The sequence below is a fragment of the Clostridium thermosuccinogenes genome (assembly GCF_002896855.1).
GTDB classification, from domain to species: domain Bacteria; phylum Bacillota; class Clostridia; order Acetivibrionales; family DSM-5807; genus Pseudoclostridium; species Pseudoclostridium thermosuccinogenes.
This window is the reverse complement of record NZ_CP021850.1, coordinates 1,501,854-1,522,179: the sequence shown is the minus strand read 5'-3', so window position 1 is coordinate 1,522,179 and position 20,326 is coordinate 1,501,854. Positions and strand designations below refer to the sequence as shown.

The 20,326-nt window shown below is 39.4% G+C and carries 17 protein-coding genes; 2 read left to right on the top strand and 15 right to left on the bottom strand.

Features of this window, described 5'->3' with window-relative positions; translation table 11 throughout:
• Nucleotides 1–23: 23 nt before the first annotated feature.
• The 6 genes from mraZ to yfmF all read right to left on the bottom strand — a co-directional run bounded on the left by mraZ (nucleotide 24) and on the right by yfmF (nucleotide 5,903).
• The gene (gene mraZ, locus CDO33_RS06560; protein WP_103080536.1) at nucleotides 24–455 is read right to left on the bottom strand and encodes a division/cell wall cluster transcriptional repressor MraZ; all 432 of its coding nucleotides are present in this window, start codon (nucleotides 453–455) and stop codon (nucleotides 24–26) included.
• Nucleotides 456–667: 212 nt separating this feature from the next.
• Complete coding sequence (gene rodA, locus CDO33_RS06555) at nucleotides 668–1,807, bottom strand: rod shape-determining protein RodA (protein ID WP_103080535.1); 1,140 nt, start codon at nucleotides 1,805–1,807, stop codon at nucleotides 668–670.
• 154 nt (nucleotides 1,808–1,961) lie between these two features.
• A complete protein-coding gene (locus tag CDO33_RS06550) occupies nucleotides 1,962–2,180 on the bottom strand; it encodes an aspartyl-phosphate phosphatase Spo0E family protein (protein ID WP_242974848.1) in 219 nt (72 codons plus the stop codon).
• Entirely contained in the window at nucleotides 2,158–3,261 is a 1,104-nt protein-coding gene (gene lgt / locus CDO33_RS06545; protein ID WP_103080534.1) for a prolipoprotein diacylglyceryl transferase, read from the bottom strand. The genes CDO33_RS06550 and lgt overlap by 23 nt, the downstream gene beginning before the upstream one ends.
• 13 nt (nucleotides 3,262–3,274) lie before the next feature.
• Complete coding sequence (gene yfmH / locus CDO33_RS06540; RefSeq protein ID WP_170045774.1) at nucleotides 3,275–4,558, bottom strand: EF-P 5-aminopentanol modification-associated protein YfmH; 1,284 nt, start codon at nucleotides 4,556–4,558, stop codon at nucleotides 3,275–3,277.
• A gap of 52 nt (nucleotides 4,559–4,610) precedes the next feature.
• Nucleotides 4,611–5,903, bottom strand: a complete 1,293-nt coding sequence (yfmF, locus tag CDO33_RS06535; protein ID WP_103080533.1) for an EF-P 5-aminopentanol modification-associated protein YfmF — start codon at nucleotides 5,901–5,903, stop codon at nucleotides 4,611–4,613.
• A gap of 206 nt (nucleotides 5,904–6,109) precedes the next feature.
• Here yfmF and CDO33_RS06530 point away from each other — a divergent pair, with 206 nt between their 5' ends.
• On the top strand, nucleotides 6,110–6,328 hold the full coding sequence (locus CDO33_RS06530; protein ID WP_103080532.1) for a hypothetical protein: 219 nt from the start codon (nucleotides 6,110–6,112) through the stop codon (nucleotides 6,326–6,328).
• A gap of 340 nt (nucleotides 6,329–6,668) precedes the next feature.
• Here the strand turns inward: CDO33_RS06530 and CDO33_RS06525 are convergent, their stop codons facing one another.
• The 3 genes from CDO33_RS06525 to CDO33_RS06510 form a co-directional block, all read right to left on the bottom strand.
• Nucleotides 6,669–7,280 (bottom strand): GNAT family N-acetyltransferase, encoded by a 612-nt coding sequence (locus CDO33_RS06525; protein ID WP_242974862.1) that lies wholly within the window; start codon nucleotides 7,278–7,280, stop codon nucleotides 6,669–6,671.
• A gap of 278 nt (nucleotides 7,281–7,558) precedes the next feature.
• Nucleotides 7,559–7,903 carry a hypothetical protein gene (locus tag CDO33_RS06515; RefSeq protein ID WP_103080529.1) on the bottom strand — a complete coding sequence of 115 codons (345 nt, stop codon included), beginning with the start codon at nucleotides 7,901–7,903 and terminating at the stop codon, nucleotides 7,559–7,561.
• Nucleotides 7,904–8,128: 225 nt separating this feature from the next.
• Nucleotides 8,129–9,703, bottom strand: a complete 1,575-nt coding sequence (locus CDO33_RS06510) for an ATP-binding cassette domain-containing protein (protein WP_103080528.1) — start codon at nucleotides 9,701–9,703, stop codon at nucleotides 8,129–8,131.
• Between the two features lie 1,479 nt (nucleotides 9,704–11,182).
• Here CDO33_RS06510 and metG point away from each other — a divergent pair.
• Nucleotides 11,183–12,808, top strand: a complete 1,626-nt coding sequence (metG, locus tag CDO33_RS06505) for a methionine--tRNA ligase (RefSeq protein WP_103080527.1) — start codon at nucleotides 11,183–11,185, stop codon at nucleotides 12,806–12,808.
• Nucleotides 12,809–13,037: 229 nt separating this feature from the next.
• Here metG and CDO33_RS06500 read toward each other — a convergent pair whose 3' ends face one another.
• The 6 genes from CDO33_RS06500 to CDO33_RS06470 form a co-directional block, all read right to left on the bottom strand.
• The gene (locus CDO33_RS06500) at nucleotides 13,038–13,883 is read right to left on the bottom strand and encodes a helix-turn-helix domain-containing protein (protein WP_242973855.1); all 846 of its coding nucleotides are present in this window, start codon (nucleotides 13,881–13,883) and stop codon (nucleotides 13,038–13,040) included.
• Nucleotides 13,884–14,136: 253 nt separating this feature from the next.
• Entirely contained in the window at nucleotides 14,137–14,616 is a 480-nt protein-coding gene (locus CDO33_RS06495) for a pyridoxamine 5'-phosphate oxidase family protein (RefSeq protein ID WP_103080525.1), read from the bottom strand.
• A gap of 55 nt (nucleotides 14,617–14,671) precedes the next feature.
• On the bottom strand, nucleotides 14,672–15,613 hold the full coding sequence (locus CDO33_RS06490) for a DUF1848 domain-containing protein (RefSeq protein WP_338053252.1): 942 nt from the start codon (nucleotides 15,611–15,613) through the stop codon (nucleotides 14,672–14,674).
• Nucleotides 15,603–15,803 carry a GNAT family N-acetyltransferase gene (locus CDO33_RS06485; protein ID WP_103080523.1) on the bottom strand — a complete coding sequence of 67 codons (201 nt, stop codon included), beginning with the start codon at nucleotides 15,801–15,803 and terminating at the stop codon, nucleotides 15,603–15,605. The genes CDO33_RS06490 and CDO33_RS06485 overlap by 11 nt, the downstream gene beginning before the upstream one ends.
• Nucleotides 15,803–16,861, bottom strand: coding sequence for an HD-GYP domain-containing protein (locus tag CDO33_RS06480; protein WP_103080522.1), 1,059 nt, complete (start codon nucleotides 16,859–16,861; stop codon nucleotides 15,803–15,805). Before CDO33_RS06480 ends, CDO33_RS06485 begins: the two co-directional genes overlap by 1 nt.
• A gap of 826 nt (nucleotides 16,862–17,687) precedes the next feature.
• The gene (locus CDO33_RS06470) at nucleotides 17,688–19,667 is read right to left on the bottom strand and encodes a methionine--tRNA ligase (RefSeq protein ID WP_103080615.1); all 1,980 of its coding nucleotides are present in this window, start codon (nucleotides 19,665–19,667) and stop codon (nucleotides 17,688–17,690) included.
• Between the last annotated feature and the right edge of the window lie 659 nt (nucleotides 19,668–20,326).

Genomic DNA, 20,326 nt, shown 5'->3' with positions numbered 1-20,326 from the left:
ATTCATAACACCGGCCGGGAAAATCATATTCCCAGCATAGCCATCTTCTCCGCTATTTTGTCGGCGCTCATATTATCATCCCCACTATAGCTTTCCCATTTATTCTTATCCCAAATCTCCACTCTTGTCGAAACGCCTATGATATAAACATCCTTTTCCAAACCGGCATATTCCCGCAAATTTTGTGGTATCAGAATTCTTCCCTGCTTGTCCAGCTCACACTCGCAGGCTCCGGCAAAGAAAAATCTGACGAAGGCTCTTACATCCTTATCCGTGAAGGGTAGTGCTTTTAGTTTGGCTTCCAAGTTGCTCCATTCTTCGGTGGAATACGCAAACAGACAGTTATCCAAGCCCTTGGTCACTATGAACTTCTCACCAAGGCCTTCCCTAAATTTTGAAGGTATGATCACCCGTCCTTTAGGGTCAACCGCATGCTGGTATTCACCATAGAACAACTATTTCACCCCACATCTTATATTTTTACCACCACTTTCCTCCACTTTGTCCCACTTCTAATTGTTATTTTATTGTATATCCTAGAAATAATCAAGATTAATTTACTATTTTTGGGCATAAATTTTCTAAGATAGGTAATAAGACCTATAGGGGATATGTATTTTGGAGATAAAAAAAGAGGCATCATAAACGCCTCTTCATTCCCTATTCTTTATTGTGAGCTGTTGAATATAGCTTTTTTCCTTCGCATCGATACGCTTAATAGAATGCCTACTGCGGCAAAGTTGGTCAGCATGGCGCTTCCCCCCTGACTAACAAAAGGAAGAGGTATGCCTGTCAAAGGCAGAAGTCCTATATTCATGCCGATATTCTGAATAAAGTGGAATCCCAGCATTCCCATTATACCTATGGTTAAAAACGAACCAAACAAATCCCGGGAATTCTTTGCAATATATATACACCGCATGAGGATAATAAATATAAGTATCAGCAAGATCATTGAGCCTACAAAACCAAGCTCTTCCCCCACAACAGCAAAAATTGAGTCGGATTCCTTAACCGGAACCATGTTCCTGCGGTTAAGTACGCCTTTGAACAAGCCTTTGCCAAAGATCTGCCCCGATCCTACAGCTCTGATGGCGTATCTTACCTGCCATCCTGCTCCCTGGGGATCTCTGCTGGGGTCCAGAAACACAAGGATTCTTTCCCGCCGGTTGTCATTGAGCAGGAAAAACCATGTAAACAGGCTTGTGGGAATTAGTGCGACAATTGCACCCAATATATATTTGTATGGAAACCCACACACAAATATCATCACAAAAATAATAAACATGAAGACTATTGTTGTTCCGTAGTCAGGCTGAATGACTACCAAGCCCACCGGAACTGAGAAATAGAAAATAAGCTTGGCTATGTTCTTCCCGACATCCTGTCCTTCCTTGATCCTCTCCAGAAATATGGATGCCATAATAATTACGCTTATTTTGGCTATCTCCGAAGGCTGGAAACTGAAAAAACCACCTATATCTATCCAGCTGTTGCTTCCCCAGGTTTCCTTTCCTACACCTCTAAAATACGTATAAACGAGCAGTGCCACACTTAATATATAAAGGGGTATTCCCAATACCTTCAAATCCTTATAATCAATAATGCTGATTATTACCGCTGCTACCACTCCGACAACTATGAACAAAGCTTGCTTAATCACCATTTTGTCCCCACCGTTCATCGTAAGGGTGGCACTTCGCAGTATAACCAGTCCCATGGCGGATAGCAGCAAAACAGTTATAAACAGCAGGTAATCATACTGCTTGAAAATATTCATTCCCTTGGTCTTTTCAACAAAATACATAAATCTCTCCTATGCTTCAACTCATCCAAATATCAAACAGGCTCTTTAATAAAAGAGCCTGTTGATTAATACATTTAACTTAATTATATGTGTACCTTCTGCCTATGTCAACTTGATGTTGGCTTTTGGCAAAGGTCAGGGTTGGTGGGCAAACTCAGATTAGCTGCCTGTTGATGCCACGCTCCTTATAGTATTGCAGGATCAATTTGTCCAGCTTCACACTGAGCTCATACACGTCGTTGAAATCTGCCCCCTCGTTGATTCTGCAGTTCAACTCACGTTTCAGTGCCTCAATCTCAGATTTGATCATATTCTGTACCACCACCATTATTATCTTTTGTAAAAAGTTTCTATACCTCTGTTTTCTTATCATCTCCACTGCCGGAATTATTTATGCTGGTCATTTGGTCTTCGATATCATTAATCTCGGAATTATCCTCCATGCCACCATCTTCCTGCACAGTATCCGAAGACTCTCCCTCCGCGGCGGATTCCGTCATCATGGCCGGTCCCTCCCCGTCGGATGATTGTGCTGCTCCTTCAGCTCTAGCAGCTTCCATCTCTTCTTCTTCCTTCATTTTCTTAAGAATATTCCCGTATTCGCTGGAATACGCAACTGCACCGTCATCATTGATGTCAGAAGCTTTTTTTCTTCTAAAGTAAAGCAGGAAGCTGAATACAACTACGAATATCAGGGATAGAAGTTGAGATATCCTGATATTTCCCAACATAAGGCTATCGGTACGCAAGCCTTCTATCCAGAACCTCCCAAGGCCGTATAGTATCAAATAGAGGAATATAACCTCACCGTCCGCTTTTTTCCTATTTCTGTACCAGTGCAGGAATATAAACACTCCTATATTCCACAAGGACTCATACAAAAATGTAGGATGTACCGGCAAATCCGGGTTTACATTCATTCCGTCCAGCTTCATATACGAAAGCTGTTCTCTGATTTCATCTCCGGTCATGCCCCAGGGGAGCGTGGTATTGGTACCGAATGCCTCCTGGTTGACAAAGTTTCCCCAGCGCCCTATTGCCTGTCCAATTGGTATATAGACCACGCCGAAATCCATCAGCTTCCATACTTTTATCTTCTTCCACCGGGCAAAGAGATATGCCACCAGAAGCGAAGCTATAACTCCTCCGTACAGCGCCAGGCCTCCCCGGCGGGTGTTGAAAACAGACCAGATGTTATCTTTAAACTCGTCCCATGCAAATATGACATAATACAGTCTCGCTCCGACTATTGCCGAAGGCACTATGAACAACACCAGGTCTATTATAGTATCCTGCTCAATCCCAAATTTGCTGCACTCCCTCAACGCGAGCAGAATAGCTGTCATAAACGCTGCCGCAATTAAAATCCCATACCAGTAAATTTCCTGTTCAAATATTACGAAAGCAACTCTATCAATTTCGAACCTCAGGCCAAGCTTTGGAAATTCTATCATTCCTACAGTCCCCCTAAGCCGGTTTTATAACCGATAACGCCAGGTTATCAAGGTTAAAATGTTCGGCAAATGTGCTATTTACATATTCAAACGTAATTTTATCATAAACATCGAAATAGTCAAATATGGTAACTCCTTTAAAATATACCGACATGAAAGTATGGGAAATCCTTTCCACAGAGTTAAGCTGCTTAAGGAACCTTCCTGTCATAGCCTTTCTAATCCTGTCATAGCTGTTTCTGTCCAGACCGTTTCTTTGGATATCTTTTATGGCCTGCACAATTCTGTCCCTTACTTTTTCAGGGTCCGGCGATTCCCCTCCAAACATGGAATAGGCATAGCTTTCCTCTATTGTATAATCATAGTCAAAGGTGCTGTTTATCAATCCTTCGTTGTATAACTCGTTATAAAGAGCCGAGCTGCGCCCCATTATCATGTTGAGCAGTATCTTTACCGCCACCTCACGCCTTAGAGCCTCAATACCCTTCACTTCAGATATATTATCCCTAAAACCCGCCTGGAAAATTGGTGTTGCCACTGCCAGCTTTGCTTCCACATAGTTTTTGAATACCGTATCGGGTTCTTCCGGGAATATTCTTTTGATTTCCGGCTTTTCCTGCTTGATCTTTATGCTTTCCTCCACCTGTTCAAAGACCTTTTCGTGGTCCACGTCCCCGACTACCAGTATCACCATGTTGGAAGGGTGGTAGAAAGTATTATAGCATTTGTATAACACCTCTTTATTTATCTGGCTTATGGACTCTATGGTTCCAGCGATATCGATTCTTACAGGATTTTCCCTGTAAAAAGCCTGAAGAAGATTAAAGAACACCCTCCATTCCGGGTCATCCTGATACATCTGTATCTCCTGCCCGATTATGCCTTTTTCCTTCTCAACGCTTTCATCGGTAATATATGGATTTTGCACGTAATTCAAAAGCAGCTGGAAGTTTTCATCGAATTTTTCCGTGCAGGAAAACAGATATACGGTTTGGTTAAAAGAAGTATAAGCATTGGGGCTTGAACCCAGGGCAGAGAATTTGTCCATTACGCTGCCGTCCTTCTGTTCAAACAGCTTGTGCTCAAGGAAATGGGCTATCCCATCCGGAACCCGTATAGCTTCTTTTTCGCCGGGTACGACAAACTCATTGTTTATGGAACCGTAATGGGTGGCAAAAGTGGCATATTTTTTTGAATAGCCTTTTTTCGGTATTACGAAGGCCTTAAGGCCGCTGGAATGTTCATGCATATGCATTATTTCATTTATCTTTTCAAATCTGATTGTCTTAATATCCATTATTTAAGGACACCTTCCTTCCGTCATCATTTTGGCAGAACACTTTTTTAGTCTAAGCTTCCATTCCTGTCAGGAAATAAATAGTATCCAGCTTTATTTTTCCTGCAACCCTGACCACATCGTCTTTGGTGACTTTTTTAACCTTCTCTATAAAGCTTTCAAAGTCGTCATGGGTGTTCACAATGGACTGGCTGAGATAAAAGTCAACTATCTGGAGCTGGCTGTCCATAAGGGATCTCATACCGGTCTCAATAGTTTTTATTGTAGAGTCGAATTCATAATCGGAAATATTTCCCTTGCTTATGTCCTCCAGCTGTTCTTTAATGATTCTTATGGTCTTATCCTTGTTTTCACTCAGGATTCCGCTGCTTATGACCATAAGACCCTTGAACTTCTCCAGCCGTGAAAAAGCGTAATAAGCCAGGCTTTCCTTCTCCCTGACATTTTGGAACAGCTTGGAATGGACACCGCCTCCCAGTATGCCGTTATATACCACCAGCGAATAGTAATCCACATCGCAAGGCGATGTATTTGTCCTGAATCCCAATGAAAGCTTTGATTGGTTGACCGGCATATTCTCAGTAATATTGCGGACTTCAACCACTTCCTTTTCAACATTGCAGGTCTCAATTTTCTTGATGGAAGCACGCTTTATTCCCGACAACTTTTTAACAGCATAGTCAACCTCGGACTCATCTACGTTTCCGGTAATATATACGCTGATGGGAAGCGTCCGGAGGAAATTGGTATAATGATCATATAAAATTTTATCATCAATGGGTTTCAGATCCTCTACCGAGCCATAATCATAAATTCCAAAGGGTTCCTCCCGACACATCTCCTCCAGGCATTTTTCAATGGCATACTGCATCTTGTCGTTAACTCTGCTCTCTATGAGCTTCCTTAAATTTTCCTTTTCCTGCTCAACATACTCCTTTTTGAAGCTGCCCTCTTCCAGAACCGGAGATGTGATGATCTCATACAAAAGATCAAAAGCCTTTTCAAAAAGCCTTGTGTTTTCCCCCGTATACCTGTCGGAAACATAGTCTATGTAAAACTGGATTATCTGCATCTCACCCTTCTTTGTCACCCCACAGTCAAAGGCTGCGCCATAAAGCTCTTCCAAATAGAGGGCGATGTCTTGAAACGTGGGAAACCTGCTGCATCCTCTTCTAAGTACTGCAGGCAGCAGAGCGTTTTTTGCCGCGTTTTCCCTGGACAGATTGTCATGGAAAAATATATTGATGGTGTTGGTTTTGAACTTATCGCTTTTGATGGTGTAAATATCTATTCCGTCAAAGGAACCGACTTTATTTAATTTCTCATTTGAACGTTTATCCAGCATCTGTACCTTCCTTCCATATTTTAATACTTATAGTATAATAAAATTCAGCTATAATATTCAATATATGGAAGAAAGATTTTAGCACCTTTCCGAACGTAGTATACAGGCTAAATTCATATAGGTTAAATAATAAAAGGATAACATGTAAATAATATGAACCAGAAATATTTATATCCATATTTGGTTATCTGATAGGAGGAAGAGGCATGATTGCACCAAGAAACAGGAAATACCCGCGTTCATATAACAAAACCGCCGGATGCACAGCACAAGGCGTTCAGCCGGATAACACCCAGGCTGCTCAGCTTGCGAAAAAGGAAGAAAGAAGCATTGTGCTCAGCATGGGAGCGGCAGCCGGAATACTGGCAGCGGCTTTTCTTAACGGGTTAATTCTCGGCTGTATAATGAAAAGAAGGGTAATGTGAATTTCAGGGGCTCATAAAAGCCCTTGATTTTTACCTGAGTTCCGTTCATTAAACAGGTTGATTTAAGCATCATCAGGGAAGTTAAGGCAGACCAGAAACCATTTTTAAGTGTAACAATATGGTTCCAAAATTGCCTTCTACTTAAAAATATGTTGTTTATCAGGGGTTTCATTTTATATAATGTTAGATCATGAAACCCCTTCCTACGGTATGGTTGAGTCTGCTTTTAAGTTACTTGCACTGGCAAATAGCAGTCCATTCCACCTGAAAATTACTTGTTGCTACGACTGATAAGTTTAATAATTTCATTTTCTAAAATCAAATGCTTTATTATTATATGCTATTTGTGCATCCTTTCCCAATTTTCACGCGTTAATACCATGTTAAGTGAGTCAATCATAACACCCTCATACTCCAGTTCATCCTTATCAATGCTCTCCAGAATGAAACCCACCTTCTCATATACTCTTTGCGCTCTTGGATTAAATGAATAAACACCTAATGTCAACTGCTTCAAATCTGTGTTTGTGAATATATAATCCACGAAAAGAGTTGTAGCCTCTGTTCCCAATCCACGATCTCTTCCCCTGGGGCCAATTAGGATTCTGAAATTCATGCTGTGCCTGGTTTCGTCATACTCATTTACAACTACCTCTCCAACAGCGATATTATTGCATTTATCAACTATGGCAAGATCCAGGCGATCAGTTTGATCATTTCTTGTACTATACCATCTGGTGATGAAATCCCTGTCAAAATCATCTATACTCCCTGTGAATTTAAGCACTTCCGGATCTTTTAAGCATTCTTCCATGTAATCAATATCTCCAGTCTCAAAGGGACGAAGTATCACTTTATTGCCTATTATGGTTGGTTTATATTTTAAGTCTATCATGTCATTACTCCTTTTACTCTTTAGTATGTACTCAAACCGTTTTTTAAGCTTTTTCATATCTTTCAAACATTCGACCCACAGTCATCCAGCCTTCAGTATCCGATGAAAGCATTCTCCATAAGCTTTTTATCGTATTTTCTCCTTTCTACAGCATCTTTTTCAAATCACGCAAATTGCTTTCACGGCTGTTTTTGAACCATTCATTGCTGCTGTCTACATGCATAAGATAATCTACGGCCACCGAAACATATTCTATTTTCCAGCATAGTTTATAGAACTCAAGCTTTGCAGCATTGATAGATTTCGGTAAAGGTATTATATCCCCATATATTAAGTTAATAATCGCCCAAGCTTTGGCCTTTAAAGCACTCAACAATTGCGTAGTCAAAATCGCCCTCTTCATGGTGCCCGGCTGCAAGAACATAGGGTACACGAATACCTAAATCAGCCAGCAATTTTGTGTTATGCATGAAGTCGGGAAATAAGTATTCTATTCCCTTGGTTTGATTTTCAGTCAATTTGTTGTCAAAGGGACGACGCCATATATAGAGGATAAAGTTGTCAGCAGGTGTTTTGATTTTATACACCTGTTTGGACATTCCGCCACGAATTTCAACAATATTGAAATCAGAGACGTCAAGCGCACTTTTAATTGCTTCTTCCGGCATCTGACAAATCATTTTACTACTCCCCTCTATATAATAGCAGTGTCATAAGCTTTGATGCAATCTTTTCTTTTAGCCTTTGATTTTATTTACTTTTCAGGCTATTTCCCCATATTAACTTAAATCTATAATTTACCTCTAAAAAAAAGAAATAAGTTGCATTAGTTAATTAGCTATTTTACCAAAATTAGTTCTATAATAATAAGTAAATCATAAGATGCAAAGGTTATTACTGCAAATTTATGATATTAACCTATCCCAACTAATCACATTAACTTCTGTGTCCGATAAATCTTTTTCATAATCATGCATTACATAAAGCAAAATCTTGTCCTTGCAGAAATTATTAAGTTCATTAAAGACTACTTTTTTAGCCATATCATCAAGACTTGCCGTAGGCTCGTCCAAAATAATTACAGGTGTATCTCTAAGCAAAGTTCTTGCAATTCCCAAACGGTGTGTTTGGCCTTGTGAAAGCTCCAAACCTGATCTTCCAATTTCCGTATCCAGGCCGTTTGGTAATGAGTGTATGTATTCATATAGGTTGACGACTTTTAGAACATTCCAAAGTGTATCATCATCGTAAAATCTATCCAGGGACAGATTCTCTCTTATAGTACCCGTAAAAAGATTTATATTTTGTCTTACATATCCGATATATTTTCCGCGCTTTTCCGGTGACCAAGAATCAATAATATTTGATCCCAGCTTTATATGACCACTTTCATGCTCAAGCAGTCCGGCTATCAGGTTGAGTAATGTACTTTTCCCACAACCTGATTCACCCATTATGATTGTGGGAACACCTGCATATACTTTCAAATTTAAATTCGTTAGCGAAAAACCACCGTCAATAGGATATTTAAATGATAAGTTATAAATTGTCAAATTGTCAAAGGCTTCAACACTCTCATCTGCATTATCAGCACAATCTGGTAACGAGGTAATCTCCTCAACAACCTCAATACTTGCGGAATAACCTGCATATTTAACAGCTAATGTCCACAACTGCCCAAAAGAATAATCCAACCATCCGGTAAATGCATAAAAAGCAAAGAAAACGCCTGGTGTTAATTGACTTTTTAGAACTTGATAACCAGCAACGATATATGTAATAGCTCTGAGCACTTCCATTATAATGTAGGATGCCTGGTCCAGAAAATTGACTATAACAGTATAACTTTTGCTTTTTTCGTATAATTTGCTTAGAAGAGTATATATCTTTCTCTCAACATAACTATTAATGTTCATATTCTTTATTTGTACAATACTCTCTATATACTCGCTGGTTTTCATAGCAATATCCTGTTCTATTTTGCTTTTTTCATTGGAAAATCCCATGGCTTTGCGGCTAATGAAGTATTTTGCCAATGATGTTATAATGGTGCCAATGAATACAATACCTGCTAATAAAGTGTTTAAGCGAAAAAGATAAACTATAATTACAACAAAAGAAATTGATTCTACAACAAAATCATTAATAAAATCTGATGATATATTTGCATATGTATCATTTTTATTGTATCTGTCTAATAATTGGCCAGTATTCCATTTGCGAATTGCTGAATAACGAGCATTAAGAATATGATGTATAAACTTTATTTTTTTTGCGCGAAGAATTCGTTGACAAAGTACTTCAAGTAAAGTTCTCTGCAAAACTGCAGATATGGCAGTAAGAATAGCCGTAATTAAAAAGAGAGAGACAATATAAATCAGCTCTTGATATTCTACATTAACTAGAATTATGTCAACAAATCTCTGCAATATAACAGTATAAAATATTGTAACAACAGCATTTACAATACCAATAAGCATTAAACTTATAAATCTCTTGGGTTCTTGTGAAATTATTGACAATAAAGAACTTATGCACTTCTTCGTTAATTTTCACCTTATCTCTTTTAACCCATTGTGTAATTTTGTGTATAAACTGTAATATTAACGGAAAAACAATTTGGTTACATTATACTTTAGGTATAAATTTTATGTCAATATATGCCTTTTATTCCTCCCGTTTCAAATATATAAATATCTTCACAATCAATCATTGCGTTACTTATAGATATCCTTGTTTTCGTTGATGCTCATATGTTTACAAAATGTTCCCTAAACAAGATACATCCTTAGAACAGACGGATATCATCTTCTAAAAATATATTGGATTGAACTTTGGGCATCATGGTAATTTCAGATTAAAAAAGGAGCTGTATAGTATAAATATCATTTTAATAGCACATGTCATTTAAACCCATTTATGTATCTAAAACTTATTAACATCATAAATTTTGGTAATACTTTTATATGCAGAATAGTAACTTCTCTTCAGTCCAAACAGAAATAGAGTGTACATTCAGTTAGAACACTAGACTAAACATAATGACAGCCTAACTGTTACAACTTTATTCCTGAATCATAACATCCAATCAGGAATTCTGTTGAAGGTTATTAACATATACTATTGACTGTCAGCACATTGCATAATAAGATATATATAACCTGCAGAAAGTTGCATTTAAATGAAAAATGTGAATATAACCGGATTCGGAGCCATATCATAATAGATATATGGCTTGATTGCGTTAAAATTAAAAATTGTAGATGCGATGAAGAGAAGAGTAAGTTATTGATGTCTTTCACAGAGAGCTCCGGTAAGCTGAAAAGGAGCAAAGAATAGATAACCGAAGATGGTCTCAGAGCTTTCGCACCGAAAAGGCGGGACATTTCTTTCAAAAGGGGACACTCATCGACATAATAAGGACCCCCCCTTGCTTGAAAAAGTGTGTCCCTATTCAAAAGAGGACATTCCTCAACATAAGAGGAATGCTTCTTGCTAGAGAGAGGTGTGTCCCCTCACCTTGTTAGGCTGCGACGGGTGCTCCCGTTATAGTGCCGGAGAATAGCGTGTAAGCTACACTTCCAGGAAGAGGAATGTGTTCCCTTACATTAGTTCTTGCTGAGGTTGGTGCTGCGAAGCATCAATGAACCGGGGTGGTAACACGAAGTATCATGCTCTCGTCCCCAGGATATTTATCCTGGAGACGAGAGCTTTTTTATTGAAATCATGATATGCTACGGATTACTTGGTCAAGCTTCACTGCTGAGGTGCTAGCTTTCAGGGCTAAGGTTTATTATCAAGGTCAAGGCTTATTTTAAGCAGGAGGACAGTCTTTGAAGCATGAGGGATTTTTCCTTTGATAAAACTCCGTACCTTGCAGTTTGCTTCCTTGTAATCCTTGCATATGATGATTTCTCTCTAATTTTCTAATATAAAATATTAAGAAATGAGGTGTGTTTATGAATGTTTTAATTGGAAATGCATGGCCTTATGCAAACGGCTCTTTGCATATCGGCCACATAGCTGCATTATTGCCGGGAGATGTACTGGCGAGGTATTTCAGAGCAAAGGGTGATACAGTGTTTTTCGTTTCAGGCAGTGATTGTCATGGTACGCCTGTAGCAATAAGAGCCAGGCAGGAAAACAAAACGCCTGAGGAAATAAGCGATTACTACCACAACGAGTTTGCCGAATGTTTTAATCGCCTTGGATTCTCTTATGACCTATATGGAAAAACATCCAGCAGTGAGCATAAAAGCTTTGTTAAAGACTTTCACAAGAAGCTTTATGACGGAGGGTATGTTTATGAGAAAAGCACTCCACAGGCATATTGCAACCATTGCAGGCAATTTCTACCCGATCGCTTTGTAAAAGGTCTGTGTCCTCATTGTGGTGAGACCGCAAGGGGCGACCAGTGTGAAGCATGTGGAAGTGTACTGGAGCCGGAAAATCTTCTTCAGGCGGAATGCAGCATATGCAAGGAACCACCTGAATTCCGGCCTACCAATCATCTTTACTTGGCTATCACCCGCATGAAGGAACAACTGGAAAGATATATTGAGAGTCACAGCCATTGGAGAAAAAATGCTTATGAGATGTCAAAAAGATATATTCACGAAGGGCTGCGGGACAGAAGCCTGACCCGGGATCTTGACTGGGGCATTGATGTCCCGAAGGATGGGTTTGACGATAAGAAAATATATATCTGGGCAGAAAATGTCCTGGGATACCTTTCGGACTGTTATACACTGTGCTGCCGTCAGGGAATTGATTTTTATGAGTTCTGGAACAGCTCAAGGCAGTATTATGTGCATGGCAAGGATAATATACCCTTCCATACAATTATTCTGCCTTCTCTGCTCTTAGGCCGCGCTGATGTCAGGCTGAAGCCCCCCGATGATATTATATCCAGCGAATATCTGACTCTTGAAGGCAGGAAAATATCCACCAGCGGCAACTGGGCAATATGGGTAAAGGATATCATCGAACGATACAATCCTGATTCCATCCGTTATTTTCTTATCGGCAACGGACCTGAGAAAAGGGATACCGACTTTACCTGGAGGGAGTTCATCAACAGCCATAATGGAGAGCTTTTAGGTGCTTATGGCAACTTTGTGAACCGCAGTCTGGTGTTTATTCAAAAGTATTTTAGCAACAAGATACCGGAAGGGCGATGTAACCAGAATATCATTCAGTCATTAGAAAAGCTCTACCCTTGTACCGGTGAGCTTATAGAACAGGGAAACTTCAAGGAGGCACTGGATGCAGTCTTTGCATTCATACGGGCAGCAAATAAGTACTTTGATGAAGAACAGCCCTGGATTACAATAAAGAGCGATGTTGAAAAGTGTAAGGGAACTCTGAATACCTGTGTTCAGATTATCGCCAATCTTTCACATCTGCTTGAGCCTTTTCTGCCGTTTTCATCTGCCAAAGTCAGAAACTTACTGAAAATTGAAGAGGCAACATGGCAGTATATAGAAGTTCCGTCCGGCCTGGAGCTTGGTCAGGTGGAAATCTTGTTTGAACGGATTGACAAAAAGGTCATCCAGGAGGAAGAGGCAAGGCTGAGAGGTGACTAGGCGAAAAGGGATTGATAGTCACTTCCACTTTATACCATAAGATGTCTTTATGTAACTGTGCGCAAATTATTATTTTATTTAATTGAGTATAAAAGCACCTTACTTTACCGGTATAAGCCAGGTAAAGCGCTTTTGTATCCCAAGAATGTAGAGGACACTACCATCGCATCCTTTTGAGTGACAACGGATAGTGTCCTCTGTATTTAATGATTTAAGATGATGGATTAAGTCATTTCTCCAGATATGGCATAGCCCTGCATCCTGAATAGTAAATAAAAGAGTTCGGCTTTCTTATTATTTCTTTGGCTATAGCCAACATGGCTATAAACGCAGGATTGGGATGAAAATTATAGATTTTTTGAATTGCATCATCTATTTCTACATATGAGAACTTGACGAAGGAATATTGCTCCAGCAAGTTGAGAACCTCATCGGCTTTTTCAGGACTCATGCTGAACTCCTTTTCAAAAAGCTTCGAAGTGAAAGGCTTGTTTTCTCTTTTATATAGGAAGAACAAGCAATTTAAAACAGCTGGATCTGCCAAGGTTTGAAACAGCTTTTGATAGTCCGATATATCAAAAAGTCCTTTAGTCCATCCTGCCTTGGGCTGAGGCATTATCATGAAGTACTGCAAATTTTCTGCCAAAGGCATCAGTGTTATTCCGCTATTAAACAGCGACTGTGAATGGATATAATCATTGTTGAGCTTTGAATTAATCGCATCAAGGGTTTCCCGCTCCTCCTGCTCTATAGCACCAAATAGGCTTTTCTGAACAGTCCAGCAGTGGTTAAATGCAACTGCTATTCTCTGTTCTTGTTCAAACGATGCTATATGTTTGGCTGTTTCTGCTTCTATATCAATAAACTCATTAGCATTTCTTCCAAAAAGGCTATCAATTGATGCACCAAAGTAATCAGCAATCCGGGGCAGCAATTCAGTATCAGGTGTGCCACCGCATTCCCATTTTGAAACCGCTTGTGCTGATACCCCTAAGAAGTTTGCAAGCTCCTCCTGTGTAACGCCTTTAGATTTCCTTAATTTCGAAATGTTCATTCCAATACTTTGTAATGACACAGTATCACTCCTTCGAAAATTAATCTGTAAGACGTCTTACGCTGATATTATATATCTGGGTTTGGTTGTAAACAATGTAAGCAATCTTGATAAAAACAACCATCGTTTGATATTACGGAAAGAATTCAAAGGCGAGTTGAATTTGCCATGTATCTCAATTATAGCACTAAATAGTTTGTTGTAGGCTATAAGTCAATAAACCGTGAGAGGAAAAACAAAGGGAAGGATAAGCATTTATGTAAACCCATTCCCTTTATTTACCCTCCAACTCATAATATTCTCTGTAAGCAATGTTTTCGTTTAAAAGCAAATAATCCCTGCAGGGTTTTCCGTCAATATATTTCCATAGAATTGCAAGAGTAGGCTTTACTAATATTACAACTTCATCCTTCATTGATGAGTAATTTTCAAAGGAACCAGGATGTTTCTGCCTATAGAGGTTGCAAAACTCTGCGTTTTCAGGGTCAGATGGGTGATTTTTCAGTTCTGCCACTCCTTCAATTTGAAGATTTCCTACACAAAGGGCAACTCTCGGGTTTTTGGTTATTTGCTCAACTTTTAGAAACTTCTTGTCAGTCTGTACGTAAACATCCATTCCTATATTAATATGGCTCATTGTCCTTGCCGTCACACGTCCGTCTGAGCATGACGCCAATACTATGTACTTTTCTCTCTCAAGCATCTCAATAATTTCTTTTTTTATTTCCTTTGGATCAAGCACAAATCTGCCCATTATTAAATCCCCTCTCAAATAAATAATATGTAAAAAAAATCCATTCCCATTTGTTCTAAAAAAGCTTCATCTGTCCATCTTTGCTAGTTTTCACGTTCCTCGTTGTTATCTTTTCATTATCTCCAACCCGGCCGATCAAAAGCTCCCCTTGAGGATCGTGCTTCTTACAGTTGTTAACCACGTACACATCACTATAATTGGCGTAGCAATATATACAGCCGTTTCTGCAGGTATTATATGCGCCGATATCAATACTTTCATAGCATCCACAGGAATCACGCTGATTCTTGTCTCTTTTTATGTCGAGACTATAGCCGCAAATGCTCTCTATCAGGCCTTTATCGATGCAACTTGCCTGCTGTATGCCATATTCGTATAGAAATGACTTTTCACAACAGGCTTTTGCTGCAATACCAAAGTCTTTTGCAGTGGATGATATCATTTTGCCAAGCTCAATCATCTCATCCATGCTGATTTCCCTTAAAATATCGGTTTTCAGTTTAGGATATAAATCCACAAAACTTATAGTGCACTGCCTTGTGTACTTTCCAAGTTTGATGCAAAGCCTCGAAAACTGTTCCTTATGAAAATCAAAATCAAACTTGTCATTTAATATAATAGGGTCATATCTCCAAACAACCTTATCTTTTCCTATTCTGTCACTCAGCTCGCAGAAGGTTTTTATTATCTCTTCCTTATCCCGCAAGCCCTTTTCCACAGATTTATCATAGGGCGTCAATGTAAATTGGAAATAATACCTGTAGCCTAGTTCATCCAGGACATCCAGCTTATCCAGCATATTTTGCGGGTCTTTTGTCCAAAACACGATGCAATCAACAACATCGGGAGATAACAATATTTTGCTCACCTGGGCATGATTCATAGGGTTTCTTGTTAAAACAAACCCAGCACGCAACCGGTTGATCAGCCACTCGGAATAATACGCCGGAATATCCGTCCTTCGCGAAGCGCTCAATATCATGATCTTAACCCTCAATCCATTTTATAAATGCAGTTTTATCCTCACTATTAAAGCCACATTTTTCGTAAAATTTCAATGCATTTTCATCTTTAGAACCGGTAAGCAGCATAATTTTGCAGCATGATCTGCTTTCAGCAATCTCAACTGCCCTTTGCATAAGAGCCTGGGCATATCCCCGGCATCTATAGTCCTTATGCGTTAATATTACAGCATTTCTACGATTTTAATATTCTTTTGGATGGACAGATCTATGTACTCATCCTCAACCCGAACCACTGGGCGTGAAATGCAATGCGGTGGCACATACACAACTTCACCTACTTTGCCCGTATTCATCATTACCTTCGAGCCAATATAATATTGTGAAATGTTATGCAAAAACGTAAGCAGGATGTCAGGGTCATAATATCCCCCTCCTATGCCCGCCTTTTCAAACTCTCTGAAAGTTTCAAAGGGAGTTAACCTATGCCTGTAAACACATTCTGAGGTCATTGCATCAAATGCATCTGCTATGGATATTATTTTGGCAAAATAGCTGATGTTTGCGCCTTTCAAACCATAAGGGTAACCTGTCCCGTTTTCCCTTTCATGATGCATCAATACGGCATTTTTAATTTCATCATTCATATCCGGTATATCATTTATCATCTCAAGTCCATACAACGGATGTTTCTTGATGATATCAAACTCACTCTCTGTCAATGGCCCACGTTTGTTCAGTATTTCCGCAGGCACTTTTGACTTGCCCACATCATGCAAAATACCTGCATTCATAAGAATCTTGATCTCATTCTCAGAAAGCTTGAGCCACTTGCCGATTAGCATTGAATAGAGGGAAACATTTACACAATGGGTATATATATATTCATCAGCACTTTTCACCTGATTCAAGCAATCAATTACTGCAAAATTGCTGTTCATGTTCTCATAAAATGAATTGGATATCTCGTTAATATTCTCATAATCAAGCTTGTTTCCTACAGCAAGGTCTTTAATAATAACTTTGATAGAATTAGTGCCCTCCGAGTATTTTCTTTTGGTGTCAGCAAAAGCTTCTTTTGGGCTGTTATTGGAATTCTTTGGTAATTCCGGTTCAAATACAGCAATCCTGTCCACATTAAAACTTATTAATTTTTGCCTTATGAATTCATTCACTATTGTGTCTTTTGCAACAATCAGAGTTCCGTATTTACTGAATATATCATCGGCAATCATATAACCATCAGGGCATCTGAGTGCACTAAAAATCAGTTTCTTATTCATTGAAATAATCCCTCCGATAACTTTTAGGTCTTTGCTGATATAACTAAAATTATTTCAAATCATCTTCATCTTTTTAGTACTTCATAAAGCTTTAATACTGCTTTGCTTAGCGCCTTACCATCTATGAATTCTTCAAAGAAATCAAGGCAAAATCCATAAAACATGTATGCTTTCGGTACCATTCCTTGCCTAAATGTACACCCCCTTATGTAGACTCGGCAGACCAGTAATTCAGTTTGCTTTACCTACAGCCCGCAATGGGCGGTTTTAAACCAGATCGTCGCAAATCTTGCTGCATAGATGCCTGCAATAAAGTAAGCTGTTGAAGTGAACATGCTGTATCACATTTCTCTATTCGCACATTAATTACATTATACTATAAAATTCTCCAAAAAAACATTTTTATCCCAAATAAAAATGTCGATCAAAAAGGTTTCTAAAGTCGAACTGCTTCCATCAACCAAAACAGCATTAGCATTGACATTGAACAGAATTTGTCCGGAAAACGATATTCGCATGTCAAACATATAATTTTGAAGAGAAAGGCTCATTGATATTATTGAGCACCAATGAGCCTAAAATTGCAAAGTTCCAACAATCGCCCATCATATTTGAGAATATATTGGCGTGGTTCTTTGCATCCTTGTCTTTCAACAAGTTTGCCCTTGCCAACTCTTAATATTTACATAACAGCATTATACACCAAAAGCATTGTTGAAACTTGTCGAAGTTTGAAATTGTCTTATAAATATACAAAATACCCCTTTTTTTAGCCAGGACAATCGGAAAAAAGCATTCAAATTTCCTATATCCTATATATATAGGTTTATTGCTTATTAATCTGGCTTGGATGCTTTTTAAAGAAATCAACCCTGGGCTCTAAGAATTTTAGTCTATGCTCCTCCGGATTTTCCATGAAAGAATAAACCGGTTCAAATATGCGTTCCCAGCTCCAGAACTCTTCTCCAAGCCTCAAATATTCCCGAATCATCTCCGTACCCTCAGGGGCTATAGGGTGCATGAGAACTGCTGCTGTCCGGACCATATGGAATGCATCGGCAAGCACCTGCATCCGAAGATCATCATCGTTATTATCCTCTGCCTCCTTGATGTTTTTTGACCAGAATTTATTTATGTTCCGGATGTAAGTATCCATCAGGTTCATTACAAGATGAAAATTGTATTCATACATCAACCTTTCATACTCAAGTATGGTATTATTGGCATCCTCCAGCACCTGCTTGCTGATCTCTCTTACAGGTATTTTCCCATCATTATATTTCTGGACTGTGTAAAAGCAGGACCTTACCGCACGGTTAAACACATTAGAAAGCAGATTCCCTTCTTTCAGCACCGGATCACTATCCTTTTCAGAGGCCGCAGGGTTCAATGGTTTTGGCTGGAATCCAACGCTCCTGATTCCGAGCCCTACGCCAAGAAAATGTGCCCTTAACTGCTCAGCTGTATAATAGTCAAGCAGCTCCCTGGCGGTTGGAGGTTTAATTTTTCCACTGCTGCTAGCTTTTTTATTCAAAAAGAGAATATGATTGTTTACTATCAGCTCCGGCAGCTGCAGTTCGCCTTCAGGCGGATCAACGGAAGGCTCTTTGCCTTGCTGTGCCATGAACATTGCCATTTCTGCAGGGCCATAAAAATATACGTTATCCTCTCCAATGAACTGATACACCTTGGAGTCTTTTGAACACCACCAATCTTTCCATGTATCCTTATCCTTCTTTTCCATCTCAAGATAAGTCTTTGTAAAGGATATTGGTGCCCAAAGAGACTCAGGCCAAACCCAAATAGTCAGGCCTTCCAGTCCTTCAATGTTCGGTGCGGGAACACCCCACTCCACATTTCCGGTCAACCTGAATGGCACCAGTGTCTTTCCTGTTCGGAAACGTATGGATTTCTCTGCCAATATGGAGCAAGCTTTTTCTCTGCTTTCCAGATCGTCAAAAGCCATTACAACTGAGGTTTTGTTTTCTTCTTCATGCAAAGTATATTTCGGAAGCTTTTCTTTAACTGAATCCAGCATATCCAGTTGATCCTTCTTCACATAGATGACAGGTGGCTCTAGAAACTCCTGTATGCTTTTTATGACAAACTTCCTGAAGCCAGGTTTATTTCTAAGCTTTTCTACCCACTGAGTCAGAAGCTTGTGAAAGCTATCAAGCTTGAAATACCAGTTTGTCACATCTCTCATCTCAGGTTTCTTGCCAGTGAGAGTGCTCTTAGGATTTATTAGATCGGCAGGCATATACTGATGCCCTAATGAACATTCATCCGCATATCCTCTTTCTGATGAGCAACCTGCAATAGGGCACTGGCCGACAACCTGACGACCGTTGAGAAAAGTCCCCGCTTCAGCATCGTAAAACTGGGATGTGGTCATTTTTACAAGGTGTCCATTAGCATATAATTTTTTGATGAAATCGGCAGAAACCTCCCGATGTATCTCTGCAGCACGCCCAATGCTCGACCCGGCAAAAAGATTTAACTCAATATGATAATCTTTTAAAATTTCCTTTTGCCGTTCATGATTGAACTGAACAAATTCTTCAATGGTTCCGTTAAATAAACCGTCAGCAACCAGTTGGCGGTAATTCTCCAGTATTGGAGAGCCATAACAGTCTGTACCGGAAATAAAGATTACATTTTCTTTCCCTATGCGGTCACGCAAAAATCGTGCAAAAGTATCGGCATGGACAAAAACACCACCTATATGCCCCAGATGCAATTCTTTATTGCCATAAGGCATTCCTGCTGTAATTACAGCGCGCTTGGGAAACTCAGGTCTTCTCATAAGTGCAGCAGTTTCCAAAGCAGGGTTTAATTCTTCCCTGTTCACCTTGCTTTCATGATCTTGATTTGTTCTTTTTAACTCTTTGCAAATTATTTCTGTCCCAAAATAATCACATCCTCCTAAATTTTATATTTTGAAAAACTATATAAAATGTACTAAAAAAGCTCCCATCTCCAGGATATAATCCTGGGGACGAGAGCATGAACTTCGTGGTGCCACCCCGGTTTATTGATACCTTACGGTATCAACCTCAGCAAGAACTTATGTAAAGGTACACAAACAGGTAGGAATACATACCCTCTGAATTAAAGGTGTTTCGAATGTCCCATTCTCCTTTGAGACTCCTTTTCACAAAGAGTATCCTCTCCCTGAAAGCGCAGTTTACACATTATTCCCTGGCACTATAACGGGTGCAGCCGTTGTAGCCTAGTAAGGTAAGGGGACACACCTCTCTCAAGCAAGAAGTATTCCTCTTGTATTGAGGAATGTCCCATCTTGAATAGGACACACACTTCTTTACCTATTATGTAAGAAGTGTTCCCTTTTGATCATCCAACCTGTTCGGTACAATGTTCCAAGGCCTGTTCAGCCAGCTCTTCATCCCCATTCTCAGCATCCAGGGTTCTCTGTAAATGAAAAAACTTGGCTTACTATCCCTT

What these genes read in the sequence shown, in the direction of transcription:
- rodA (WP_103080535.1), bottom strand. Translation starts at nt 1,807, where the DNA reads ATGTATTTTGTTGAAAAGACCAAGGGAATGAATATTTTCAAGCAGTAT.
- CDO33_RS06550 (WP_242974848.1), bottom strand. Translation starts at nt 2,180, where the DNA reads ATGATAAGAAAACAGAGGTATAGAAACTTTTTACAAAAGATAATAATG.
- lgt (WP_103080534.1), bottom strand. Translation starts at nt 3,261, where the DNA reads ATGATAGAATTTCCAAAGCTTGGCCTGAGGTTCGAAATTGATAGAGTT.
- yfmH (WP_170045774.1), bottom strand. Translation starts at nt 4,558, where the DNA reads ATGGATATTAAGACAATCAGATTTGAAAAGATAAATGAAATAATGCAT.
- yfmF (WP_103080533.1), bottom strand. Translation starts at nt 5,903, where the DNA reads ATGCTGGATAAACGTTCAAATGAGAAATTAAATAAAGTCGGTTCCTTT.
- CDO33_RS06530 (WP_103080532.1), top strand. Translation starts at nt 6,110, where the DNA reads ATGATTGCACCAAGAAACAGGAAATACCCGCGTTCATATAACAAAACC.
- CDO33_RS06525 (WP_242974862.1), bottom strand. Translation starts at nt 7,280, where the DNA reads ATGAAAAAGCTTAAAAAACGGTTTGAGTACATACTAAAGAGTAAAAGG.
- CDO33_RS06515 (WP_103080529.1), bottom strand. Translation starts at nt 7,903, where the DNA reads ATGATTTGTCAGATGCCGGAAGAAGCAATTAAAAGTGCGCTTGACGTC.
- CDO33_RS06510 (WP_103080528.1), bottom strand. Translation starts at nt 9,703, where the DNA reads ATGCTTATTGGTATTGTAAATGCTGTTGTTACAATATTTTATACTGTT.
- metG (WP_103080527.1), top strand. Translation starts at nt 11,183, where the DNA reads ATGAATGTTTTAATTGGAAATGCATGGCCTTATGCAAACGGCTCTTTG.
- CDO33_RS06495 (WP_103080525.1), bottom strand. Translation starts at nt 14,616, where the DNA reads ATGGGCAGATTTGTGCTTGATCCAAAGGAAATAAAAAAAGAAATTATT.
- CDO33_RS06480 (WP_103080522.1), bottom strand. Translation starts at nt 16,861, where the DNA reads ATGAATAAGAAACTGATTTTTAGTGCACTCAGATGCCCTGATGGTTAT.
- CDO33_RS06470 (WP_103080615.1), bottom strand. Translation starts at nt 19,667, where the DNA reads ATGAGAAGACCTGAGTTTCCCAAGCGCGCTGTAATTACAGCAGGAATG.